The sequence below is a fragment of the Sphingopyxis sp. 550B genome (assembly GCF_057401805.1).
Genome location: NZ_CM171610.1, coordinates 1,382,534 through 1,405,767 on the forward strand (window position 1 = coordinate 1,382,534; position 23,234 = coordinate 1,405,767).

Annotated in this window: 11 protein-coding genes; all 11 read left to right on the forward strand. The window is 68.2% G+C overall.

The window, feature by feature from the left end; genetic code table 11:
• The first annotated feature begins 51 nt into the window (after positions 1-51).
• The 11 genes from AC2S9W_RS06485 (at position 52) to AC2S9W_RS06535 (ending at position 23,217) form a co-directional block, all read left to right on the forward strand.
• Entirely contained in the window at positions 52-2,226 is a 2,175-nt protein-coding gene (locus tag AC2S9W_RS06485; protein ID WP_104959310.1) for an EAL domain-containing protein, read from the forward strand.
• Positions 2,227-2,285: 59 nt separating this feature from the next.
• Entirely contained in the window at positions 2,286-3,410 is a 1,125-nt protein-coding gene (tgt, locus tag AC2S9W_RS06490) for a tRNA guanosine(34) transglycosylase Tgt (protein ID WP_076073917.1), read from the forward strand.
• 309 nt (positions 3,411-3,719) lie between these two features.
• On the forward strand, positions 3,720-6,794 hold the full coding sequence (locus AC2S9W_RS06495; RefSeq protein WP_158682040.1) for a TonB-dependent receptor domain-containing protein: 3,075 nt from the start codon (positions 3,720-3,722) through the stop codon (positions 6,792-6,794).
• 41 nt (positions 6,795-6,835) lie between these two features.
• Positions 6,836-7,732, forward strand: a complete 897-nt coding sequence (locus AC2S9W_RS06500) for a D-alanyl-D-alanine carboxypeptidase family protein (RefSeq protein ID WP_076073920.1) — start codon at positions 6,836-6,838, stop codon at positions 7,730-7,732.
• 26 nt (positions 7,733-7,758) lie between these two features.
• Entirely contained in the window at positions 7,759-9,459 is a 1,701-nt protein-coding gene (locus AC2S9W_RS06505; protein WP_083675187.1) for an N-acyl-D-amino-acid deacylase family protein, read from the forward strand.
• A gap of 58 nt (positions 9,460-9,517) precedes the next feature.
• Entirely contained in the window at positions 9,518-17,239 is a 7,722-nt protein-coding gene (locus AC2S9W_RS06510) for an autotransporter-associated beta strand repeat-containing protein (protein ID WP_486571750.1), read from the forward strand.
• Between the two features lie 88 nt (positions 17,240-17,327).
• Complete coding sequence (locus AC2S9W_RS06515) at positions 17,328-17,672, forward strand: RidA family protein (RefSeq protein WP_083675188.1); 345 nt, start codon at positions 17,328-17,330, stop codon at positions 17,670-17,672.
• Positions 17,673-17,719: 47 nt separating this feature from the next.
• Positions 17,720-18,619: a LysR family transcriptional regulator gene (locus AC2S9W_RS06520; RefSeq protein WP_076073925.1), complete on the forward strand. Its 900-nt coding sequence runs from the start codon at positions 17,720-17,722 to the stop codon at positions 18,617-18,619.
• A 121-nt stretch (positions 18,620-18,740) separates the two neighbouring features.
• Positions 18,741-19,991, forward strand: coding sequence for an FAD-dependent oxidoreductase (locus AC2S9W_RS06525; protein WP_486571751.1), 1,251 nt, complete (start codon positions 18,741-18,743; stop codon positions 19,989-19,991).
• 161 nt (positions 19,992-20,152) lie between these two features.
• Positions 20,153-21,463: a dicarboxylate/amino acid:cation symporter gene (locus AC2S9W_RS06530; protein WP_424539545.1), complete on the forward strand. Its 1,311-nt coding sequence runs from the start codon at positions 20,153-20,155 to the stop codon at positions 21,461-21,463.
• A complete protein-coding gene (locus AC2S9W_RS06535) occupies positions 21,460-23,217 on the forward strand; it encodes a gamma-glutamyltransferase family protein (RefSeq protein WP_486571752.1) in 1,758 nt (585 codons plus the stop codon). Before AC2S9W_RS06530 ends, AC2S9W_RS06535 begins: the two co-directional genes overlap by 4 nt.
• The last annotated feature ends 17 nt before the right edge of the window (positions 23,218-23,234 follow it).

A 23,234-nucleotide genomic window follows, 5' to 3' on the forward strand; every position in this document is an offset into this window, starting at 1 on the left:
GGTCTGATGGCGGGGATCAGTACGAATCGGGGGACCCAATCGTCCGCGCGCATGCGTGCCGACGATCCGGCGGACGCGGGCGCTGCGGAGCAGCGCGGCTTTCTGGGCAAGCTCGGTTCGCGGCTCGGTGGACAGCGCGCAGAGACGCCGCTGCCCGGCCTGCATACGCGCGAGGCGGTGCTGCTGCTCCGCAATTACGAGGACAGCGGTCGCGGCTGGTTCTGGTCGACCGATGCCGGCGGCGCGCTGACCTATATCAGCGAAGCCGTCGCCGAAGTCATGGACAAGCGGGCCGCCGACCTGCTCGGCACGCCGCTCACCGACCTGTTCCACCCCGCCGACAGCCATGGCGAGCGGCAGCGCACGCTGCCTTTCCTGCTGACCCGGCAATCGAAGTTCGACGAGCTGCCGCTGCGTGCGGCGATCGATGGCGAAGAGCGCTGGTGGTCGGTTTCGGGGCGCCCGCACTTCGACGCCGCGGGCCAGTTCACCGGCTATCGCGGCAGCGGCACCGACGTCACCGCGCAGCGCCGCTCGGCCGAGGATGCCTCGCGTCTCGCCCTATACGATTCGCTGACCGGACTCGCGAATCGCTTCCACATCTCGAAGAAGCTCGAATCGACGCTCGCCGCCTTCACGCAGCAGCAGCGGAGTTGCGCGATCATGCTGCTCGACCTCGACCGCTTCAAGCAGGTCAACGACACGCTCGGCCATCCGGCGGGCGACGCGCTGCTCAAGCAGGTCGCCGAACGGCTGCTCAAGATCGTCGGCGACAAGGAGATGGTCAGCCGCCTGGGCGGCGACGAATTCCAGATCATCCTGCCCGATCAGGACGACCGCGGCAAACTGGGCGACCTTGCCGCCGAAATCATCGCCAACCTGTCGCAACCCTATTCGGTCGAGGGCAGCCGCTGCATCATCGGCACCTCGGTCGGGGTTGCGATCGCACCCTTCGACGGCATGACCAGCGAAGACCTTGTGCGCAACGCCGACCTCGCGCTCTATGCCGCGAAGGGGGGCGGGCGCGGGCGCTTCCGCTTCTATTCGAGCGACCTCCATCAGGCGGCCGAGGATCGCCGCGCGCTGGAGGAGGATCTGCGCGATGCACTGGCGCGCGGGCAGATGGAACTCAGCTATCAGCCGGTCGTCCATTCGCAGTCGAACATGGTGACCGGGGTCGAGGCGCTGGTGCGCTGGTTGCATCCCGAGCGCGGAATCATCTCCCCCTCGATGTTCATCCCGATCGCCGAGGAGGCGAATCTGATCTGGCCGCTCGGCGAGTGGGTGCTGCGCAAGGCGTGCGAGGACGCCGCGCGCTGGCCGGGCGGGCTGCGCGTCGCGGTCAACGTCTCGCCGATCCAGTTCGCGAACGAGAATTTGCCCAAGATCGTCGCCAACGCCCTCGCGGCCACGGGGCTGTCGCCTGACCGGCTCGAGCTCGAGATCACCGAGAGCGTATTCCTGGGCGATTCGGCCGAGACTGCGCGGATGTTCAAGGCGCTGAAGGGGCTCGGCGTGCGGCTCGCGCTCGACGATTTCGGCACCGGCTATTCCTCGCTCGGCTATTTGCAGTCGGCGCCGTTCGACAAGATCAAGATCGACCAGAGCTTCGTGCGCGGCGCGACGGAGAAGGGGTCTCGGAATGCGGCGATCATTGCGGCGATCGTCGCACTTGCCGAGGCGCTCGACATGGAAACGACGGCGGAGGGCATCGAATCGCTCGACCAGCTCGACCTGATCCGCAAGCTGGGGGTCAGCCACGTCCAAGGCTATGTTTACAGCAAGCCGGTGGCCGACGGCGAACTGGTCGAGCATGCCGAGGCGGGGTCGTGGACGATCAAGCCGTCGGGGCCGGCGAAGCAGCGCAACGACCGTTTCCAGATGTTCCGCAAGGTCGGCGCGGTCCACGGCAATCATCGTTATGCCGTCGTCATCCGCAACCTGTCGGCGACCGGCGCCTTCATCGAAGGACTGCTCGACGTGCCGGTGGGCACGCAGTTCGTGATCGACTTCGGCGAGGGACAGCTGGTGACCGCCACCGTGCGGCGCTCGACGAAGCATCAGCAGGGCATCGAGTTCGAGCATTCGCTCGTCAGCGACGGCAACGGCGGGCTGTGTACCCGCCACCGCGTTTCGCCCTATCTGATCGCGGCGGCGAACCAGCAGATCGAATCGGCGATGACCTTGCCCGCCTTCACGACGACGAACGACTGGAAGGCTGCCTGAGGCGCCTCCGGCGCCGCCGCCCTCGACTTTCGGTGGCGCCCCCGCCATAGGCGCGCGCGATGACCGACAGATTCGCCTTCACCGTCGCCGCGACCGACGGGCCCGCGCGGACGGGCGTGATCCGCATGGCGCGCGGCGAAATCCGCACCCCCGCCTTCATGCCGGTCGGCACCGCGGCGACGGTGAAGGCGATGCGCCCGGCCGAAGTGCGCGCGAGCGGTGCCGACATCATCCTCGGCAACACCTATCACCTGATGCTGCGCCCGGGGGCCGAGCGCATGGCGCGGCTCGGCGGGCTGCACGATTTCATGGGCTGGGACCGGCCGATCCTGACCGACAGCGGCGGCTATCAGGTGATGAGCCTGTCGGCGCTGACCAAGCAGAGCGAGGAGGGCGTCGCCTTCAAGAGCCATCTCGACGGGTCGCGCCACCTGCTGACCCCCGAACGCTCGATGGAGATCCAGCGCCTGCTCGGCAGCGATATCGTCATGGCATTCGACGAATGCCCCCCCGCCGGGGTCGACGCGAAACGCGCCGAGGCGAGCATGGAGCGCTCGATGCGCTGGGCGGCGCGCAGCCGCGCGGGGTTCGACGCGGGCGAGGCGCACGCCGCGCGCGCCGCGCTGTTCGGCATCCAGCAGGGCTCGCTCGACGAAAGGCTGCGCAAGCGTTCGGCCGAGGCGCTGATCGAAATCGGCTTCGACGGCTATGCGATCGGCGGCCTTGCGGTGGGCGAGGGGCAGGCGGCGATGTTCGGCGTGCTCGACTTCGCGCCCGCCCAGCTCCCCGCCGACCGGCCGCGCTATCTGATGGGGGTCGGCAAGCCCGACGATCTGGTCGGCGCGGTCGCGCGCGGGGTCGACATGTTCGACTGCGTGCTGCCGACGCGATCGGGCCGCAACGGGCAGGCCTTCACTTGGGATGGACCGGTCAATATCCGCAACGCGAAGCATGCGGAGGACCTGGGGTCGCTCGATGCGTCGTGCGGCTGCCCGGTCTGCACGACCTGGTCGCGCGCCTATCTCCATCATCTCGTCCGTGCGGGCGAGATGCTCGGCGCGATGCTGATGACGCAGCATAATCTGCATTTCTATCAGGCGCTGATGCAGGCGATGCGCGATGCGATCGCGGCCGGACGCTTCGCCGCCTTCCGGACCGATTTTACGGCCCGCTACCGCAAATAGGACGCCACCCCCCGCCCTTCGAGAGGGCATGGAGCAATTGCGGCCGGCGCGTGCTGCCTTTCCCGTCCCTGCCGCGCTTCGAAGGCGAAGCATAACCTGAATATATACCCTGTCGAACCGATTTGGGTTGAGCACCTTCCTTCGTCTGATAGCTTGATCCGCGAATAGGCAAGACAAGATCAGATAAAAACCCGCCGATAAATCGAATCTCTCAGTTCGCCTTGAGGGAATGACGTCGTGCGAGGTAATGAAAATTCATATATAAATAAAAAGGGGTAGAGGGGGATGAAAAATTCTGTCGGATATTTGATGACGGGTACGGCAATCGCGCTGCTCTTGTCCTCTCCGGCCTTCGCTCAAGCTAGTTCTTCTTCCGATGCTTCGGCAAACGCAGAGGACGTTCAGGCTGCCCCCGCATCGCCCCGTGAGAATCCGGGCGACATCGTCGTCACCGGATCGCATATCCAGGGCGCCAACCCGACCGGGCTGCTTCCGGTCACGAACATGGACGAAGACGAGGTTGCGGCGACCGGCGCCGATACCGGCGACGACCTGTTCCGCGAGGTCGCGCAGGCGGGCGACGTCGGTTTCAATGAAAGCCGGATGTCGGGCAATCTGACCGATTCGCGCGGCGACGTCGCGTCGATCAACATCCGCAGCCTGGGCACGGGCAACACGCTGGTGCTGCTCAACGGCCGCCGCATGGTCAAGCATCCCGGCACCCAGGTCGAGAATCTGGTGCGTGTGCAGACCGCGAACATCAACGAGATTCCCGTCTCCGCCATCCGCCGTGTCGAGATTCTGCGCGACGGTGCCGCCGCCATCTATGGCGCCGACGCGGTCGCCGGGGTGGTCAACATCGTGCTCGACAAGCGGTACGAGGGGCTGAAGCTGACGGCGCGCTACGGCTTTTCGGAGGATACCGACCATTATCGCTTCAGCTCTTCCTTCAAATGGGGGCGGAGCTTCAACGACGGGCGGACGAACCTGACGCTGTTCGGCAGCTATTACAAGGCGAGCCCGATGCGCGCCGACGAGCGCGACTATTCGGCCAATTCGGACCAGCGGCCGCGCGTCGAGGGAACGCCGTTCGAAGGCGATACCAACTTCGACCTGCGATCGAACACCAACCCCTGGGCGTGGCTCGTCCTGGTCAACCCGCGCACCGTGCGCCAGGGCACGACGGCGCTGACCAACAGCAGCGGCCAGTTCCACATCGTTCCGGTGCAGAACGGCTGTTCGGGGTCGAGCGTCATCGCCGGCGGCAACTGCCTGAAGACCGGGTTGCAGTCGGCCACGACCGACCGCAACCTCTACTGGAACGAAAACGACCAGCGCTGGCTGCTCGGCGGACGCGAGCGCTACAATCTGTACAGCACGCTCGAGCATGAATTCTCGGAGAATCTAGAGGGCTTTGCCGAGTTCAACTATTATCGCGCCGACTATCAGGGGCAGCGCAACCGGGTCGGCACCACATCGACCTCGATGATCCGGATTCCGGCGAGCAATTACTGGAATCCGTTCGGCCCGCTCACCATGCCAGACGGCAGCCCCAATCCGAACCGCCTGCCCGGCCTGACGCTAGCGACGGTGCCGGCGGAAGGGCTCGACGTCTATCTGCGGACCTACACGCCCGTGGACGTCGGCCCGCGGCCCTATACGGTGAAGGATGAAAATTATCGCGTCGTCGCGGGTCTGCGCGGCCGGTTCGGCCGGTTCGACTGGGAATCGGGCTTCGTCTATTCCGAGGCGCACAAGAAGGACATCAGCCACGCCGAGATCAGCAAGACGCTGTTCCAGCAGGCGCTGGCCCGCACCACGCCCGATGCCTACAACCCGTTCAACGGATCGAGCGCCACCGATCCGTCGGGCCCCGACGCCCTGCCTTCGGAAGATTTGACCAGTTTCCTGGTCAGCAACACGCGTGCCTCGAAATCGTCGCTGGCGTCGTGGGATGCCCGGCTGTCGACCCCCGACCTGTTCCAGTTGCCGGCCGGTGACGTCGGTATCGCGCTGGGGACCGAATGGCGGCGCGAAACCTATGCCGACGACCGCGGCGACCGGATCAACGGCACGATCAAGTTCGAGGACATGTTCGGTCGCACCGACGGCAATTCGGACAGCGACATCATGGGATCGCAGCCGCTTCCCAACACCGCGGCGAACCGCAACGTCATTTCGGCCTACGCCGAACTGGCGATCCCGCTGGTATCGCCCGAGATGGGCATGCCGCTGATCCGCGCGATCGACGTGCAGCTGGCCGGCCGGGTTGAGCGCTATTCGGACTTTGGCTGGATTGCGAAGCCCAAGGTGGCGGCGTCGTGGGAAATCGCGCCCCGCCTGCTTGTGCGCGGGTCGTGGTCGCAGAGCTTCCGCGCGCCCGACCTGGCGCAGGTGTCGAACGCCGACTCGCAGGCGAGCAGCGGCTATCAGGATTATTATCGCTGCGAGGCCGACAAGCGCGCCGGCCGCATCCCCGATTTCGGCGTCTGCGCCCGCGCAACCACGCTGACCAACTATCGCTCCAACGCCGACCTGCTGGCCGAGGATGCCGAAACCTTTTCCTATGGCGTTGTCTTCCAGCCCAAGCTGCCGAGCGGCTGGGGGCGGCTGACGCTGATGCTCGATTATTGGCGCGTGCACCAGATCAATTCGATCGGCCTGTTCGGCGCCACCAATCACGCCGCGCTGGATTATCTCCTGCGCCTGCGCGGCAGCTCGAATCCCGCCGTGATCCGCGACGAGGTGACGCCGGAACAGCTGGCGACCTTCGACGGCACCGGTCTCGAACCGGTCGGCTCGATGGTCGAGATATTCGACAGCTTCATGAACCTTCAGCCCGAAACGATCGAAGGGCTCGACATCACGGCGCGATACGATGTCCGGGGAACGCCGATCGGCAATATTTCGGTCCGGCTGAACGCGGCCCACCTGCTCAAATATCAGCAGGAGCCGTCGGCCATGGCGCAGGAACTGCTCGACGCGCAGGCATCGGGAGAGATCGATTCGCAGTTCCTCGTTCCCGGGACGGGCGACCTTCTCCGCCAGAACGGCCGTCCGCGGTGGCGGGTGACCGGAAGCCTGACCTGGCGCAACGGGCCTGTCGTGGCCGGTATGTCGGCGCGCTACATCAGCTCGGTCGAACAGACGGGCGCGCGGCTCGCCGACCTCACCCTGTGGCAGGTCGACTCGTGGACCACCGTCAACGCCTATGTCGGCTATGATTTCAAGCGCGGGGCGATGAAGGGGACGAGCGTCCGGTTCGGCGTCAACAACATCGCCAACAAGGCGCCGCCGCTGGCGGCCGCCGACTTCGGCTACCTCGGCTCGCTTCACAACTCGGTCGGCCGTCACTTCTACGCCCAGCTGTCGAAGTCCTTCTGAGCGCCGCCGGCCGCTCTGCCCCATTACCAGAGGAGATTTTCATGCATAGGTTCAAAGGGCTCTATACAGCGCTGGCGGCCGGGCTGATCGCTGTTTGCGCGACCCCCGCGATGGCGCAGGCCGACGATGCGGCCGAACAGGATGCGGCGGGCATTTCGGCGCCGTCCTGGATCATGGTCGACAATCCGAGCGGCAAGGTCATCGCCCAGCACAATGCCGAGGAACGGCTCAAGGTCGGCGGCTTTCCCAAGCTGATGACGGCGCTTCTGGTGGCGCGGCTCGCGGCGGAGGACCCGAAGCTGCTCGATCAGACGATCGAGATCCAGGCCTATATGACGAAGATCCAGGTGACCAAGTCGGGCGCCTTGGGCGGCGAGCGCATGACCGTGCGCGACGCACTCTATGCAACGCTGGTCGGGGCGGCGAGCGACACCGCGCTCGCGCTGTCGCGGACGTTCAACAATCGCTTCGCAGAATCGAACTTTCGCCAGCTGGAAAAGGTTCCGGCGCATAGCCGGTCGTTCATCGCCGAGATGAACCGCGCCGCGCGCAAGCTGGGCATGAAGGACAGTGTCTTCCGTTCCGCCTATATCGACGCCGGGGAGAACGGACGCGCCAGCACCGCCCACGACCTCGCGCGTCTGGGAGTCGCAGTGATGGCGGACCCGATCCTGCGCGAGATCGTCGGCGCCAAAAGCTATAGCGCGACGATCATCGGCACCGACGGCACGACCCGCAGCAAGTCATGGAACAACGGCAACCGCCTGCTTGGTCCGGACATCGGCGGTGTCGCGACCACGGGCACCCCGTCGTCGGGGCAGAGCATCATCCTGGCGACGTCGAAGGGGGGCAGCAACCGCATCATCGTCGTGCTGGGAAGCGAAACCTCGTCGCAGCGGTTCGCCGACGCGAAGGCAATCGCGGCGTTGGCCAACTGATGTCCGGCCGGCGGGGAGGCGAGAAGATGACCAAGGAAAATGAAACGCGCGATCCGGCGGTGCCGCTCGATCGTCGCGCCTTGCTGGGGCTGCTCGGCGCGGGCGGGGCGGGGGCGCTGCTCGCCAGCCATGCGGCCCTGGCGGCGGACGGCGCCGAGGGAGCGGCGGCGACCGAACCCTATGACCTCGTCATTCGGGGCGGCCGCGTCGTCGACGGCAGCGGCGCGCCCGGCTTCGAGGCAGACGTTGCGATATCGGGCGGCCGGTTCGTCGAGGTCGGCGCGGTCGGCCGCCGCGGCAAGCAGGAGATCGACGCGCGCGGGCTGGTGGTTTCGCCGGGCTGGATCGACACGATGGACCAGTCCGGCCGCGCGGTGCGCAATCGCGGGTCGGGCGGCAGCAAGGTTCGCATGGGCCTGACCACCCTGATCGCGGGCGAGATGGGAACGCCGGTTCCCGCCGACCAGGTCTCGGCCTATCTGGCTGATCTCGACGCCAATGGCATGGCGGTCAATTTCGGCACCTATTACAGCGCGTCGCAGGCGCGGCGGGCCGTGGCGGGATCGTCCGCCGCCCGGCCGAGCAAGGCGCAGATCGCGGAGATGGCCGACCTGGTCGACGAGGCGATGCGCGCCGGCGCGCTCGGCATGTCGACGGCGCTCATCTATCCGCCCGCCAGCTTCATGACGACGGAAGAGCTGATCGAACTGGCGCGTCCCGTCGGCCGTTACAAGGGGACCTATGCGACCCACATGCGCGACGAGGGCGAATTCGTCCTCGAAGCGATCGACGAGGCGATCGGGATCGGGCAGGCCGCCGGAACCGACGTCCATATCTATCATCTGAAGGCCGCCTTCGCGCCAGGCTGGGGCAAGCTGATCGGCGAGATGGGGCGCAAGATCGACCGCGCGCGCGCTGGAGGCCTCAACGTCTTCGCCGACATGTATCCCTATGAAGCGGCGGGAACCGGACTGCGCACGACCGTTCCCAACTGGATGTTCAAGGATGGCATGGCGCACGCGAAGGAACAGCTTCGCGACCCGGCGATCCGCGCGCGGCTGAAGGCCGAGGTCGCCAAGGGCAACCAGAAGGACTGGACCAACTTCGTCTACAACGCCGGCGGATGGGACCGGGTGGTGCTCGGCGTGCCGTTCAGCGAGGAATATGATCGCTTCCGCGGCATGAAGATCACCGACATCGCGGCGGCCTTGGGCAAGGATCCGGCCGATGCGGCTTGGGACATCGTGCTGGCGGAAAAGCAGCGCGCCAGCGCCTTCTATTTCATGATGAGCGAGAAGGACATCGAAACGGCGCTGAAGTTTCCGTGGATCGGCATCGGCAGCGATGCCGGGGTCCGCTATGGACCGGGAAGCGACAAGGGTTATCCGCATCCGCGGTCTTATGGGTGTTTCCCGCGGATCATTGCAGAATATGTCCGCCGCCGGAAGGTGCTGACGCTCGAACAGGCCATCGCCAAGATGACCTCGGTGCCCGCCGCCAATCTTCGTCTCGCCGGGCGCGGCCTGATCAAGCCGGGGAACTGGGCCGACGTCACCATCTTCGACTACGCGCGCATCGACGACGTCGCCACGTTCGAGAATCCGATCCAGCTGCCCGTGGGCATCGAACATGTGATCGTGAACGGCACGCCGACGATGCTGGCCCGCAAGCGGACCCCGGCGCGGCCGGGCAAGGTCCTGCGCGGGCCCGGCGCCCGCGCCGCATAGGCGCAACCACGACCATCGCCGGAACGGCGTCACGACGGAATATCAAGGGGTAATCAGGATGAAGCGTCACGCAAACATCTCGCTACGGGCGCTGCTGTGCGCGTCGGTCTTCGGTGGGGTGCTGCCCGCCGCGGCGGCCGCGCAGGACATCACGATCGACGATGCGCGGACAACGCAGGTCGGTCTGGGCGCCGGAGAGACGGTGACGATCACCGAGACCGGCAGCATCACCACGGCCGGCAGGGTGATCAACCTGTCCACGACCGGGACCGGCACCGCGACCCTCGTCAACCGGGGGCGGATCGAGTCGACATCAACCACTACCCTGACCAGCACCATCGGGCCGGCCTCCCCGATAAGCCTGAACCTGACCAACGAAGCCGGCGCATCAATCACGGGCGCGCGTGCCGTCTATTTCACCACCGGCGAACTGATCAACCGCGGCACGATCGCATCGACGATGACGGGAACCTCGACCGGCGATGCGATCAACGCCGGGCAGGACTCGATCGTGCGACTGGAGTCGGGGAGCGTCACCTCGGCAAGTTCCGCCACGACCGGGGCCAGCTATGCGGTGAATTTCACCGGCGGCGGCAACAGCATCTACATCGATACGGGCGCCACGGTGAACGGCACGATCCGGGCCGCAACCGGCGGTGTGGGCGCCAATCGTGTCTATCTGACCGGCACCGGCACCCAGACGCTGGGGCCGATCTCGGGTTTCAACGGCTATTACATCGATTCCGGCGACTGGACGGTGACCAGCTCGATCACCGCCGCGGCCGAAGGCAGCACCATCGCGGAGGGTGCGACGCTGCGCTGGGGCAACGGCGGCGCGACCGGCAGCATCAGTGGCAACGTCGTCAACAATGGCCGGCTGATCGTCAACCGCACGAACCAGGTGGTCGGCTTCACCACCGCGTCGATCACCGGCACCGGCCAGCTGATCGTCGATTCGCCCGGCGCCGCCGGCGGCCTGACGCTGCGCGCGCCGGGGACGAGCTACAGCGGCGACACCATCGTCAAGAATGGCACGTTCAGCGGCGTTGCGACCAATGCGATGTCGGCGAGTTCCGAGGTGGTTCTCGAGAGCGCCGGCATTCTCGACATCGTCACGGGCTTCGATCAGGAGATCGGCGGTCTGTCGGGCGTCGGGGCGACGAACATCAACGGCGCGGCGCTCACCCTCGGCGGCAAGGGAACGAGCACCAGCTATACCGGCGCCTTCGCCGGTGACGGATCGCTGACCAAGATCGGCGCCGGGACGTTCACCTATGACGGCACCGGCGCGCTCGGCGGCGGCGTCACCGTGCGTGGCGGCGGTTTGCTCCTCGACGGCACCCTCACCAGCGATCTGCTCGTCGAAAATGGCGGCCAACTTGGTGGCACCGGCTCGCTCGCCGGCAATGCGATTGTCAACGGTACGCTCGCGGGCCTGTCAGGGCAGACGCTGACACTGCAGTCGCTCCAGCTCGGCGCCGGTTCGACCGTCGCGGCGACGCTGGGAAGCGAAAGCGCGCCGGTGCTGTTCGACGTGCTGGGCGACCTGACGCTCGACGGCGCGCTGACCGTGACGCCGGCGACCGATTTCGGGGCGGGCCTCTACCGGATCTTCTCCTATGGCGGGACGCTGACCGATAACGGGCTCGACGTCGGACCTCTCGGCAGCGGCACGAGCGGCGCGTTGCAGACCGTGACCGCCGGTGAGGTCAATCTGATCGTGTCCACCGGTTCGACGCTTTCGGATATCCAGTTCTGGAATGGAACGAAGGTGGCGGGCGACGGCACCATCGCGGGCGGCGACGGCGTGTGGAGCGCCGACGGACGGACCAACTGGACCGACCTCGACGGCGCATCGACCGAAGCCTGGGGCGGCCGCTTCGCGGTGTTCACCGGTCCGGCCGGAACGGTCACGATCGATGACGCCGCCGGTGCGATTTCGACCTCGGGCCTCCAGTTCGTCAGCGATGGCTATCGTGTCGAGGGCGATCCGCTAACGCTGGCCGGTGCGACCGATGTGCGTGTCGGTGACGGCACGGCGGCTGGCGCAACGACCTCCGCGACGATCGCATCCAACATCACCGGCAGCGGCAGCCTGGTCAAGCAGGACCTCGGCACGCTGATCCTCGCGGGCGCGAACGACCATGCCGGCGGCACGCGGATCGCCGACGGCACGCTGCGGATCGATGCGGGCGGATCGCTCGCCACGACCGGCATGACGCCGGCGGTCGGCATCGTCGCCTCGACACCGGCGAGCACGGTGACGCTCGTCAATGCGGGACGGATCACCGCGAGCGATCGGGCCATCGATGCCGCGGCGGGAACGACGCTGTCGCTGCTCAACGAAAGCGGCGGGGTGATCGAGGGCGCGTCGGGCGTCTATCTGGATGCGGGCGAGGTCATCAACCGCGGTTCGATCACCGCCACCAACGGCGATGCCATCCAGGCGGCGGCGGGTTCGACGGTGCGGCTGGAAGCTGGCAGCACCACCGCCTTCACCGGCAGCGGCACCAACTATGCCGTCAATTTCCTCGGCGGGTCGAACAATCTCTATCTCGACACCGGTGCGACGGTGACCGGCCAGATTCGCGGCGCGTCGGCGGCCGGGTCGGGCCCCGATCGCGTCTATCTGAACGGCACGGGTTCGGCGGTGCTGCCCAGCATGACCAATTTCGAGGGATATTATTTCCAGTCGGGCGACTGGACCGTGACCGCGTCCTTCCTCGCCACCGCCGAAGGCAGCACGATCGACGAAGGCGCCACGCTGCGCTGGGGCAATGGCGGAACGACGGGCAGCATCAGCGGCCAGATCACCAACAATGGCCGGCTGATCGTCAACCGCACGAACCAGGTGGTCGGCTTCACCACCGCGCCGATTACCGGCACCGGCCAGCTGATCGTCGATTCGCCGGGCGCGACGGGCGGCCTGACGCTGCGCGCGCCCGGCACCACCTATAGCGGCGACACCATCGTCGAGAACGGCAAATTCAGCGGCGTTGCGACCAATGCGATGTCTGCGGCTTCCGAGGTCGTTCTAAAAAGCGCCGGCATGCTCGACATCGTCGCGGGCTTCGACCAGGAGATCGGCGGCCTGTCGGGCGTCGGCGCGACCAACATCAACGGCGCCGCGCTCACCCTCGGCGGCAAGGGGACGAGCACCAGCTATACCGGTGCCTTCGCCGGCGATGGATCGCTGATCAAGGTCGGCGCCGGGACGTTCACCTATGGCGGCACCGGCGCGCTCGGCGGCGGCGTCACCGTGCGTGGCGGCGGTTTGCTCCTCGACGGCACCCTCACCAGCGATCTGCTCGTCGAAAATGGCGGCCAACTTGGTGGCACCGGCTCGCTCGCCGGCAATGCGATTGTCAACGGTACGCTCGCGGGCCTGTCAGGGCAGACGCTGACACTGCAGTCGCTCCAGCTCGGCGCCGGTTCGACCGTCGCCGCGACGCTGGGAAGCGAAAGCGCGCCGGTGCTGTTCGACGTGCTGGGCGATCTGACGCTCGACGGCACGCTGGCCGTGACGCCGGCGACCGATTTCGGTGCCGGTCTCTATCGGATCTTCTCCTACGGCGGCACGCTGACCGACAACGGGCTCGACGTCGGGCCCCTCGGCAGCGGCACGAGCGGCGCGTTGCAGACCGCGACAACTGGTCAGGTCAATCTGGTCGTGTCCACCGGTTCGACGGTTTCGGATATCCAGTTCTGGAATGGAACGAAAACCGCGGGCGACGGCATCATCGCGGGCGGCGACGGCGTGTGGAGCCCCGGGCCCGCCACCAACTGGACCGACCTCGACGGCGTATCGACCGAAGCCTGGGGCGGCCGCTTCGCGGTGTTCGCCGGTTCGGCCGGAACGGTCACGGTCGACGATGACGCGGGCGCGATCGCACCCGCCGGCATGCAGTTCGTCAGCAGCGGCTATCGCATCGAGGGCGACCCGCTGTCGCTGACCGGCGCGGTCGACGTGCGCGTCGGCGACGGCACCGCGGCCGGCGCGGCGACCAGCGCGACGATCGCATCGAACCTTACCGGCGCGGGCAGCCTGGTGAAGCGGGATCTGGGCACGCTGACCCTGACCGGCGCGAACAATCATGCCGGGGGCACGCGGATCGCCGACGGCACGCTGCGGATCGATGCGGGCGGATCGCTCGCCACGACCGGCACGACGCCGGCGGTCGGCATCGTCGCCTCGACACCGGCGAGCACGGTGACGCTCGTCAATGCGGGACGGATCACCGCGAGCGATCGGGCCATCGATGCCGCGGCGGGAACGACGCTGTCGCTGCTCAACGAAAGCGGCGGGGTGATCGAGGGCGCGTCGGGCGTCTATCTGGATGCCGGCGAGGTCACCAACCGCGGTTCGATCACCGCGACGGCCGGCGATGCCATCCAGGCGGCGGCGGGCTCGACGGTGCGGCTCGAAGCGGGCAGCACGACCGCCTTCACCGGCAGCGGCACCAATTATGCCGTCAATTTCCTCGGCGGATCGAACAACCTCTATATCGACACCGGCGCGACGGTGACGGGGCAAATTCGCGGGGCCTCGGCCACCGGATCGGGACCCGACCGCGTCTATCTGACGGGCAGCGGCTCGGCCATTCTGCCCAGCATGACCAATTTCGAGGGCTATTATTTCCAGTCCGGCGACTGGACCGTGACCGCATCCTTCGTCGCCACCGCCGAGGGCAGCACGATCGACGCGGGCGCCACGCTGCGCTGGGGCAATGGCGGCACGACGGGCAGCGTCAGCGGCCAGGTCACCAACAACGGCCGGCTGATCATCAACCGCACGAACCAGGTGGTGGCCTTCACCACCGCGCCGATCACCGGCACCGGCCAGCTGATCGTCGATTCGCCCGGTGCCGCCGGCGGCCTGACGCTGCGCGCTCCGGGCACGACCTACAGCGGCGACACCATCGTCAGGAACGGCACGTTCCGCGGCGGCGCAACGAACGCGATGTCGGCGAATTCCGAGGTCGTCCTCGAAAGCGCCGGTATCCTCGATATCATCACCGGCTTCGATCAGGAGATCGGCGGTCTGTCGGGTGTTGGCGCCACCAACATCAACGGCGCCGCGCTCACCCTCGGCGGAACGGGGCTCAGCACCAGCTATACCGGCGCGCTGTCGGGTGACGGCTCGCTCGTCAAGACCGGCACCGGGACGCTGACCTATGGCGGCACCGGCGCGCTCGGCGGCGGTATCACCGTGCGCGGCGGCGGCTTGCTGGTCGACGGCAATCTGACGAGCGACGTCCTCGTCGAAGCCGGCGCATCGCTGGGCGGTGCCGGCCTGCTGGCGGGGAATGTGGTCGTCGACGGCACGCTCGCCGGCCTGTCCGGCCAGACGCTGACGCTGCAGGCGCTTGAACTCGGCGCAGGTTCGACCGTCGCGGCGACACTGGGAAGCGAAAGTGCCCCGACCCTGTTCGAGGTGCTCGGCGACCTGACGCTCGACGGCACCCTCGCAGTCACCCCGGATACCGGCTTCGGCGCCGGCCTCTATCGGATCTTCGCCTATGGCGGCGCGCTGACCGACAACGGACTCGACGTCGATCCGCTGGGCGCCGGCATTACGGGGACGGTCCAGACCTCGGTCACCGGTCAGGTCAATCTGGTCGTCGACGACGGCAGCGGCCTTTCTTCCATTCAGTTCTGGAACGGGACGAAGACCGCGGGCGACGGCACCATCGCGGGCGGCGACGGCGTGTGGAGCGCCGGAAGCGGCAGCAACTGGACCGACTCCGACGGCGCTTCGAGCGAAGCCTGGGGCGGACGCTTCGCCGTGTTCGACGGCGCGGCCGGAACGGTCACGATCGACAATGCCGCGGGCGCGGTGTCGGCGACCGGCATCCAGTTCGCGACCGACGGCTATCGCGTCGAAGGCGACCCGCTGACGCTGGCGGGCGCGGTCGACGTGCGCGTCGGCGACGGCACCGCGGGCGGTGCTTCGACCCGCGCGACCATCGCCTCCAATCTCACCGGCACGGGCAGCCTTGCCAAGCAGGACCTCGGCACGCTGATCCTGACCGGCGCGAACGATTATACGGGCGGCACGCGCATCCTGGCGGGCACGCTGCAGATCGGCGCGGGCGGCACCAGCGGGGCGCTGCCCGGCAACGTCCTGATCGGCGGCGGCACGCTGGCCTTCGACCGGTCGGACGATATCGGCTATGGCGGCACGATCACCGGTCAGGGGCAGCTGCGCCAGCAGGGCACCGGCACCCTGACGTTGACGGCCGATTCCTCGGCCTTCACCGGAACCACGACCGTCGATGCGGGGCAATTGCGCGTCAACGGCGCGCTGGGCGGAACCGCGATCGCGGCCGCCGGCGGGCTGCTGGGCGGCACCGGGCGGCTCGGCGACATCGTCGTCCGCAGCGGCGGGACGCTGGCCCCGGGCAACAGCATCGGGCTGCTGACCGCGCGCTCGGCGACGTTCGAGGCGGGATCGGTGTTCGCGGTCGAGGTGAACCCCGACGGCACCGCCGACCTGCTGCGCACCACGGGGCAGGTCGTGATCGACGGCGGCACGGTCGAGGTGCTGGCCGGTGCCGGCAATTATGCGATCACCAGCGATTACACGCTGATCGAGGCCGCCGGCGGGGTAGTCCGCGGCGGCGCCTCCAACGGGTTCGAGGGGGTGACGACGAACCTCGCCTTCCTGACGCCGACGCTGGGCTATTCGGCCAATGCGGTGACGCTGAACCTGACGCGCAACGACGTCGATTTCACCGACGTCGCGGCGACCGCCAACCAGCGCTCGGTCGCTTCGGCCATCCAGTCGGCGGGCCTGGGCAGCGCGCTGTACGACGCGGTGCTCTATCTCGACGGCGCCGGGGCGCGCGGCGCCTTCGACCTCGCATCGGGGGAGATCCACGCTTCGGTCCGCACCGCGATGGTCGAGGATCTGCGCCGGCCGCGCGCCGCCGTGATGCAGCGGCTCGGCACCGCGCCCGACGGGCTGGGAATGTGGCTCCAGGGCTTCACCAGCCGCGGCGACAACCGCGACCGCCCGAATGCTGCGCGCATCGAGCGCCAGACCAACGGCATCATCGGCGGGATCGACGTCGGCGACGCGGATGCGCGAGGCGGCCTGGCCATCGGCTATGGCAGCAACGACATCACCGGCGCGGCCCGGGCGAGCAGCGCCCGTGCGAAATCGCTGCACGTCATGGCCTATGGCGGCGCGCGGCTGGCCGGGCTGCGGCTGAGCGTCGGCGCCGGCTATTCGGACGTCGATGTGGACAGCGAGCGCGCTCCGGCGTTCGGCGGTCTCTCGGGCAATCATACGGCCAGCTATGGCGGCAGCGTGCTGCACGGCTTCGCCGATGTCGGCCTGCCGCTGGCGCTTGGTGGCGGCAGTGTCGAACCCTTTGCGGGAATCGCCCATGTCGAGGCGCGGACCAAGGCGTTCACCGAAACGGGCGCCGGGCCGCTCGCCCTCGCCGCCGATCGCGCCAAGGACGGCTTCACGCTGTCGACCCTTGGGCTGCGCGCCGAGACCTCGGCGACCGGTCCGCTGGCGGTGCGCGCCTCGGCCGCGTGGCAGCATGGTTTCGGGACCATCGCCCCGGTGTCGAACCTGCGCTTTGCCGGCGGCACCGCGGCGCCGTTCCGCGTGGCGGGGGCCGCAATCGCGCGGGACGCCGCGGTTCTGGACGTCGATCTGATGTGGCGTCTTACGGACAAGATGCGCTTCAGCCTCGGCTATTCGGGCCAGCTCGGCGCGAATGTCCAGGATCACGCCGGCACGGTCTCGCTGGGCTTCGTCTTCTGACGCGGCGGTTCGCGGCGTCCGCCTTCCGGGGCGGCGCCGCGAACCCGTTCGCCCGCCTCATCGGGGGCGGGCATGATTGGAGAGAATGATGACGGCTCCCCCCCTTTCGGCGTCGCGCTGCGCCGATTCCCTCGTCTTCACCTCGGGCCAGCTTGCCCGCGGCGATGACGGCGCGATCGTGCCGGGCGGCATCGAGGCGCAGGCCGAGCGTGCGCTGGCCAATCTCGTCCGCGTCCTGGCGAGCGAGGGATGCACGCCGCGCGACGTGGTGAAAGTCACCGCCTGGCTGACCGACGCCCGCCATGGCGCGGCGTTCAATGCGGCCTATGTGCGCGTGTTCGGGGACCCCTATCCGGCCCGGTCGACGGTGGTTTCGGCGCTGCTCGCGCCCGATGCGCTGGTCGAGGTCGAAGCGGTCGCCAAACGACCATGACCGCGAAAGCCGTTGGTCCCGTGCTGCTGCAGGGCTACAGAGGGGGCATGCGGTTTCGTCAGATTGAAGTCTTCCATGCGGTCTATACCCATGGATCGATCAGCGCCGCGGCACGTGTGCTGGGCGTGTCGCAACCCTCTGTTTCCAAGACCTTGCGCCATGCCGAGGACAATCTGGGCTTCCAATTGTTCCAGCTCGCGCGCGGGCGCCTGATCCCGACCGACGAGGCGCATGCACTGATTCGCGAAGCCGGGGATATCTTCGACCGGCTGGCCTCGCTGCAGCAGACCGCGCGCAACCTGTCGCAGGCGGGGGGCGGCCATATCCGCCTGGGTATCGTGCCCAGCCTCGCGCTCGACGTCATCCCGCAGGCGATGGCGCAGTTCCGGCGCGACTGGCCGCGCGTCACCTTCGAAGTGCATACCCACCATCACGACGATCTCGTCCGCTCGCTGATCGAGCGCGAGACCGATCTGGCGATCGTCTATACCCCGCCGCCGCATCCGCGGCTGACGAGCGCCGTGCTGGCGCAGGGGGAGCTTGTCGCCTTCGCGCCCGCGCAGGCCTTCGGCGATGTCGGGGACCGCCTGCCGCTCGATCAGCTGGCCGACCGCGATCTGATCGGCGTCGCCGCGACGGGACCGATCGGCGATGTGCTGACCCGCGCCGCACTGGAACGCGGCATCGCCTATCGCGAGGCGGTGTCGGTGCAGACCTTCTTCATCGCGGCGCGCCTCGCCCAGCTCGAAGGCGGCGTGACCGTAGTCGACGAATTCACCGCGCGCGCGTCGCAATCGCCCGACTTCAACTGGTTCCGGACCGACCCGCCGCTCGAATTCACCATTTCCTGGGTGACGCTGGAGGATCGCCAGCCGTCGAAGGTCGTCCGCCAGTTCCTCCGTACCTTCAGCGACGTCCTGGAAGCCGTCCGCGACACCGGTTCATAGCTTCGGGCTATACCAGCCGCAAAGGTTGCCGCTTTGCGGCCGGCGCCGGTTCGACAATCATCCCCGCGAACAAGCGGCTCCGCTTCGCGGGCGCGCTGGCATGGGGGATGGAATCAAATAGATGCGCGCGGAATTTCGTCTGGGCGAGGCCTCGGCAACGGCACCGCGGGACCTGATCGTGATCGGCGCCGGGGTCGTCGGCATGGCGACCGCGCTGACGCTCGCCGACCGCGGTCACCGGGTCACCCTGATCGACCGCGCCGAAGGGCCGGGTCGCGGGACGTCCTTCGCCAATGGCGCACAGCTCAGCTATGCCTATACCGACGCGCTTGCGAGCCCCTCGACCATCGCGCAATTCCCCTGGCTGCTGCTGTCGCGCGATCCGGCTTTCCGCTTTTCCCCGCGGCTCGACCTCGATTATCTGCGCTGGAATCTCGCCTTCCTGCGCAACGGCAGCGCCAGCCGCTTTCGCCGCAACACGCTGGAGGGGCTGGCGCTGGCTTTCCTGTCGCGCCGCGCCCTGCACGCGCTGGTGCGGCGGCACGCGATCGATTTCGCGCACGATCGGCCGGGCAAGATCATCGTCTATCGCTCGGCCAAGAGCTTCACAGCGGCGCAGACGCTTCTCTCCGACAAGATGGCGGCCGGCGCCGAACAGACCGTGCTCGACCCCGACCGGGCCGTTGCGATCGAACCGGCGCTCGAATCGATCCGCGCCTCGATCGTCGGGGCGATCCACACCGCGGGCGAGGAGGTCGGCGATCCCTATCGCTTCTGCACGGGTGCGCAGGCGGCGCTGGCGGCTCGGGGAGGCTTCGCCAGCCTTTATGACACCGCCATCGACCGCATCGACGCGAGCTGGCGTCGCCCGGCGGTGATCGCCGGCGGCCGGCGGATCGAGGCCGACCATATCGTCCTGTGCGCCGGCATGGCATCGGTGGGCCTCGCGCGCAGCGTCGGCGTCCGCCTGCCGGTCATGCCGATGAAGGGGTATTCGATCACGGCGCAGCCGGGCGAGAGGGCGCCGCGCGTCAGCATCACCGATTCGGCCAATCGCGTCGTTTTCGCGCGGCTCGGCGACAGGATGCGGATCGCCGGCCTTGCCGATCTCGGCCGCCGCGACGCGGCGGTCGACCCCGCGCGCCTCGCGGCGCTGGTGCGCAGCGCGCGGGCCGCGCTGCCCGCGGCCGCGAATTATGACCGGATCGAATCGAGCTGGGCGGGCCTTCGTCCGATGACGCCCGATTCGCTTCCGATCACCCGGCTGATCGCGCCGGGCGTGATCGCCAACACGGGGCATGGGGCGCTTGGCTGGACCTATGCGGCGGGTTCGGCCGAACGCGTCGCGGCCATCGTCGAAGGCGGGGGCTGAGCGGTGGCGGCGCGAAACGAGGACAGAGCGGCCGGATAAGGACGCCGACCCACCGTTCCCGCCGATCCACTGGGGCGGGAACGGTGGGAACTTGTGACAGGGTATGACAAGAGGTCGCTCGGCACGACCAGGAAGGGAGCGGGCCGCAAAGGATGGAACAGATGACGGAAACTTCGCAGCCGGCCCCCCGACCGACGGAGGCATCGCCCGGGGTGCTGCGCCGCGCCTGCGGCTGGTGGTTCGGCGTCGCGCTGTGGAAGCGCATCCTCGCCGCACTCGTCCTCGGCGCGGTCCTCGGGCTCGTCTGGGGTGAGGACGCGACCTCGATCGCGTGGATCGGCGAACTTTTCGTGCGGTTGATCCGCATGCTGGTCATTCCGCTCGTCTTCCTGACCATTGCTTCGGGCGTCGCCGCGCTCGCCGATCCCAAGCGCCTCGGCAGCATCGGGGTGAAAACGCTCGGCATGTATGTCTTCACCACCGCGCTTGCGGTGATGACCGGCCTCATCGTCGCGACGCTGATCGCGCCGGGAGCGGGGGCGAGTTTCGCCGGCGCGGTTCCGCGCGTCGTCGCCGAGCCGCAGGACACGGCGCGCATGTTCATGGAGATCGTGCCCGACAATCCGATCGGCGCGATGGCGAACGGCTCCACGCTGTCGGTGATCTTCTTCGCCGTCCTTGTCGGTGCGGGGGTCATCGCCGCGGGCAAGGAGGCCGAACCGGTGCGCAACCTGCTCGCAGGCGGTGCGGAGGTGATGCTGCGCATCGTCGGCTTCGTCATGGAAACCGCACCCTTCGGCGTTTTCGCGCTGATCGCGGTGGTGATGGGCACGACGGGCCCGGCGAGCTTCCTCGCGGTGCTCAAGCTCGGCCTCTGCGTCGTCGTGGGATCGGCGATCGTGACGCTGGTCATCCATGGCGGCATCGTCGTTCGGCTGCTCGCCTGGCTGCCGCCTCTGCCTTTCTTTCGCGGCATCGCCGATGCGATCATGGTCGGCTTCTCGACCTCGTCGAGCAGCGCGACGCTGCCCGTCGCGATTCGCGTCGCCGAACGCAACCTGGGCGTATCGCCCCCGGTCGCCTCGACCGTGCTGCCGCTCGGCGCCACCATCGGCATGGACGGTGCCGCCATGTATGTCGCGATGCTGACGCTTTTCGCCGCACAGGCGTTCGGCGTCGATCTGAGCCTCGCCGATTATCTCGTCATCGCCGGCACGACGACGATCGTCGCGATGGGGGTCGCGCCGGTGCCCTCGGGCTCGCTCTTCGTGCTCGCCGCCGTGCTCCATGCGATCGGCATCACGCCCGAGCAGACCGCGATCGTCGTCGGCTTCGTCCTGCCCTTCGACCGCATCCTCGACATGATCCGCACCATTCCCAACGTCACCTCCGACCTGTCGATCGCGACCGCCGTCGCACGCTGGGAAAAGGAAATGGACGTGCGCGAATATCTTTCCGCCGACGACGAATGAGGTCCGACGCGCCCCATCGCCGCCCGATCGGCGCCGCTTTCGGCACCATGATCCGCGGCTCGATCCTCGCCGCCGCGGCGCTGCTCGCGGCCTGTGCGCCCGCGTCGCCGCCGCCGCAATCGGCGGCATCGCCCGCGGGCGAGCAGGCGGCGCGGCAGGCGTTCGTGGCGGCCGCCCACCCGCTCGCGGTCGAAGCCGGCCTCGACGTGCTGCGGCGCGGCGGCAATGCGGTCGACGCAGCGGTTGCCGTCCAGGCGATGCTCGGGCTCGTCGAACCGCAAAGCTCGGGGCTCGGCGGCGGCGCCTTCATGGTCCATTACGACGCGGCGACGAAGGCGGTCACCGTCTATGACGGGCGCGAGGTCGCACCTGCCGGTGCCACGCCCGACATGTTCCTGGACGATGGCGGCAAGCCGCTTCCGTTCCAGACCGCCGTGCTCAGCGGCCGCGCCACCGGCGTTCCCGGCGCGGTCGCGATGCTCGCGATGGCGCAGAAGGCGCGCGGAAAGCTGGGCTGGTCCGATCTGTTCGGCGAAACCGAGCGGGTCGCGCGCGAAGGCTTCACGGTGACGAAGCGGCTCGAACGCTTCGTCCACGGTCCCTATCCGCAGGCGGGCGCTCCCGACGTCCTGCGCTATTTCAGCAACGGGCACGGCGGCAAGGTCCGCGCCGGCAATACGCTGAAGAATCCCGCCTATGCGGCGTTCGTCCGCCGTCTGGCGGTGGAAGGTCCGAATGCCCTCTATCGCGGCGAGACCGCGCGGCGCATCGTCGCGCGGCTGCACGAAGGCGCACTTGCCGGCAGCATGACCGAGGCCGACCTCGCCGCCTACAGGCCCGTCGTGCGGCAGGCGCTGTGCGGCAACTACCGCGTCTATGTCCTCTGCGTGCCGCCGCCGCCCTCGAGCGGGGTGGGCCTGCTCCAGCTGATGGCGATGGTCGAGCGCACCGACATCGCCGCGCGCGGCCCCGACGACCCGGTGGCGTGGGTGAAATATGCCGAGGCGAGCCGGCTGATGTATGCCGATCGCGACGCCTATGTCGGCGACGTTGCGAACGTGCCCGTCCAAGGGCTGCTCGATCCCGCCTATGTCGCGGCGCGCGCGGCGCTGATCGGCGACCGTGCCGGCCCGGCGCCGGAGGCGGGGCACCCGCCGGGCGCGGCGGCGATGCGCATCGATGCGACGGCCGAGGTTCCGGGCACCTCGCATTTCGTGATCGTCGACGGCGACGGCAATGCGGTGTCGATGACGACGACGGTCGAAAGCTTCTTCGGTTCGGGCCGCATGGTCGACGGCTTCTTCCTCAACAACCAGATGACCGATTTCTCTTTCGTGCCCAGCGGCCCCAATGCCATCGCGCCGGGCAAGCGGCCGCGTTCGTCGATGACCCCGACGATCATCCTCGACCGCGACCGCCGCCTTGCGGGCGCGATCGGTTCGCCGGGCGGCAATGCGATCCTTGCTTATGTGTCGAAGGCGCTGATCGGCGCGATCGACTGGCATCTGCCGCTCGACCAGGCGTTCGCGCTGCCCAATCTCGTCGCGCGCGGGTCCGGCTTTGCCGGAGAGGAAAGCCGTTTCGCGCCCGCGCTGCGCGCGGCGATGGCGGCGCGCGGCGTCGCGGTGCGCGCCGGGTCGGGCGAGGATTCGGGGCTGCACGGCGTCCTGATCCGCGACGGCCGTTTCGAGGGCGCGGCCGATCACCGCCGCGACGGCGTCGCGCGCACGATCGACCTCCCGCTTCATCATTGATCCCCTGCGAAAGGAAG

What these genes read in the sequence shown, in the direction of transcription:
- tgt (WP_076073917.1), top strand. Translation starts at nt 2,286, where the DNA reads ATGACCGACAGATTCGCCTTCACCGTCGCCGCGACCGACGGGCCCGCG.
- AC2S9W_RS06520 (WP_076073925.1), top strand. Translation starts at nt 17,720, where the DNA reads ATGCGGTTTCGTCAGATTGAAGTCTTCCATGCGGTCTATACCCATGGA.
- AC2S9W_RS06525 (WP_486571751.1), top strand. Translation starts at nt 18,741, where the DNA reads ATGCGCGCGGAATTTCGTCTGGGCGAGGCCTCGGCAACGGCACCGCGG.
- AC2S9W_RS06485 (WP_104959310.1), top strand. Translation starts at nt 52, where the DNA reads ATGCGTGCCGACGATCCGGCGGACGCGGGCGCTGCGGAGCAGCGCGGC.
- AC2S9W_RS06535 (WP_486571752.1), top strand. Translation starts at nt 21,460, where the DNA reads ATGAGGTCCGACGCGCCCCATCGCCGCCCGATCGGCGCCGCTTTCGGC.
- AC2S9W_RS06495 (WP_158682040.1), top strand. Translation starts at nt 3,720, where the DNA reads ATGACGGGTACGGCAATCGCGCTGCTCTTGTCCTCTCCGGCCTTCGCT.
- AC2S9W_RS06515 (WP_083675188.1), top strand. Translation starts at nt 17,328, where the DNA reads ATGACGGCTCCCCCCCTTTCGGCGTCGCGCTGCGCCGATTCCCTCGTC.
- AC2S9W_RS06530 (WP_424539545.1), top strand. Translation starts at nt 20,153, where the DNA reads ATGACGGAAACTTCGCAGCCGGCCCCCCGACCGACGGAGGCATCGCCC.
- AC2S9W_RS06510 (WP_486571750.1), top strand. Translation starts at nt 9,518, where the DNA reads ATGAAGCGTCACGCAAACATCTCGCTACGGGCGCTGCTGTGCGCGTCG.
- AC2S9W_RS06505 (WP_083675187.1), top strand. Translation starts at nt 7,759, where the DNA reads ATGACCAAGGAAAATGAAACGCGCGATCCGGCGGTGCCGCTCGATCGT.
- AC2S9W_RS06500 (WP_076073920.1), top strand. Translation starts at nt 6,836, where the DNA reads ATGCATAGGTTCAAAGGGCTCTATACAGCGCTGGCGGCCGGGCTGATC.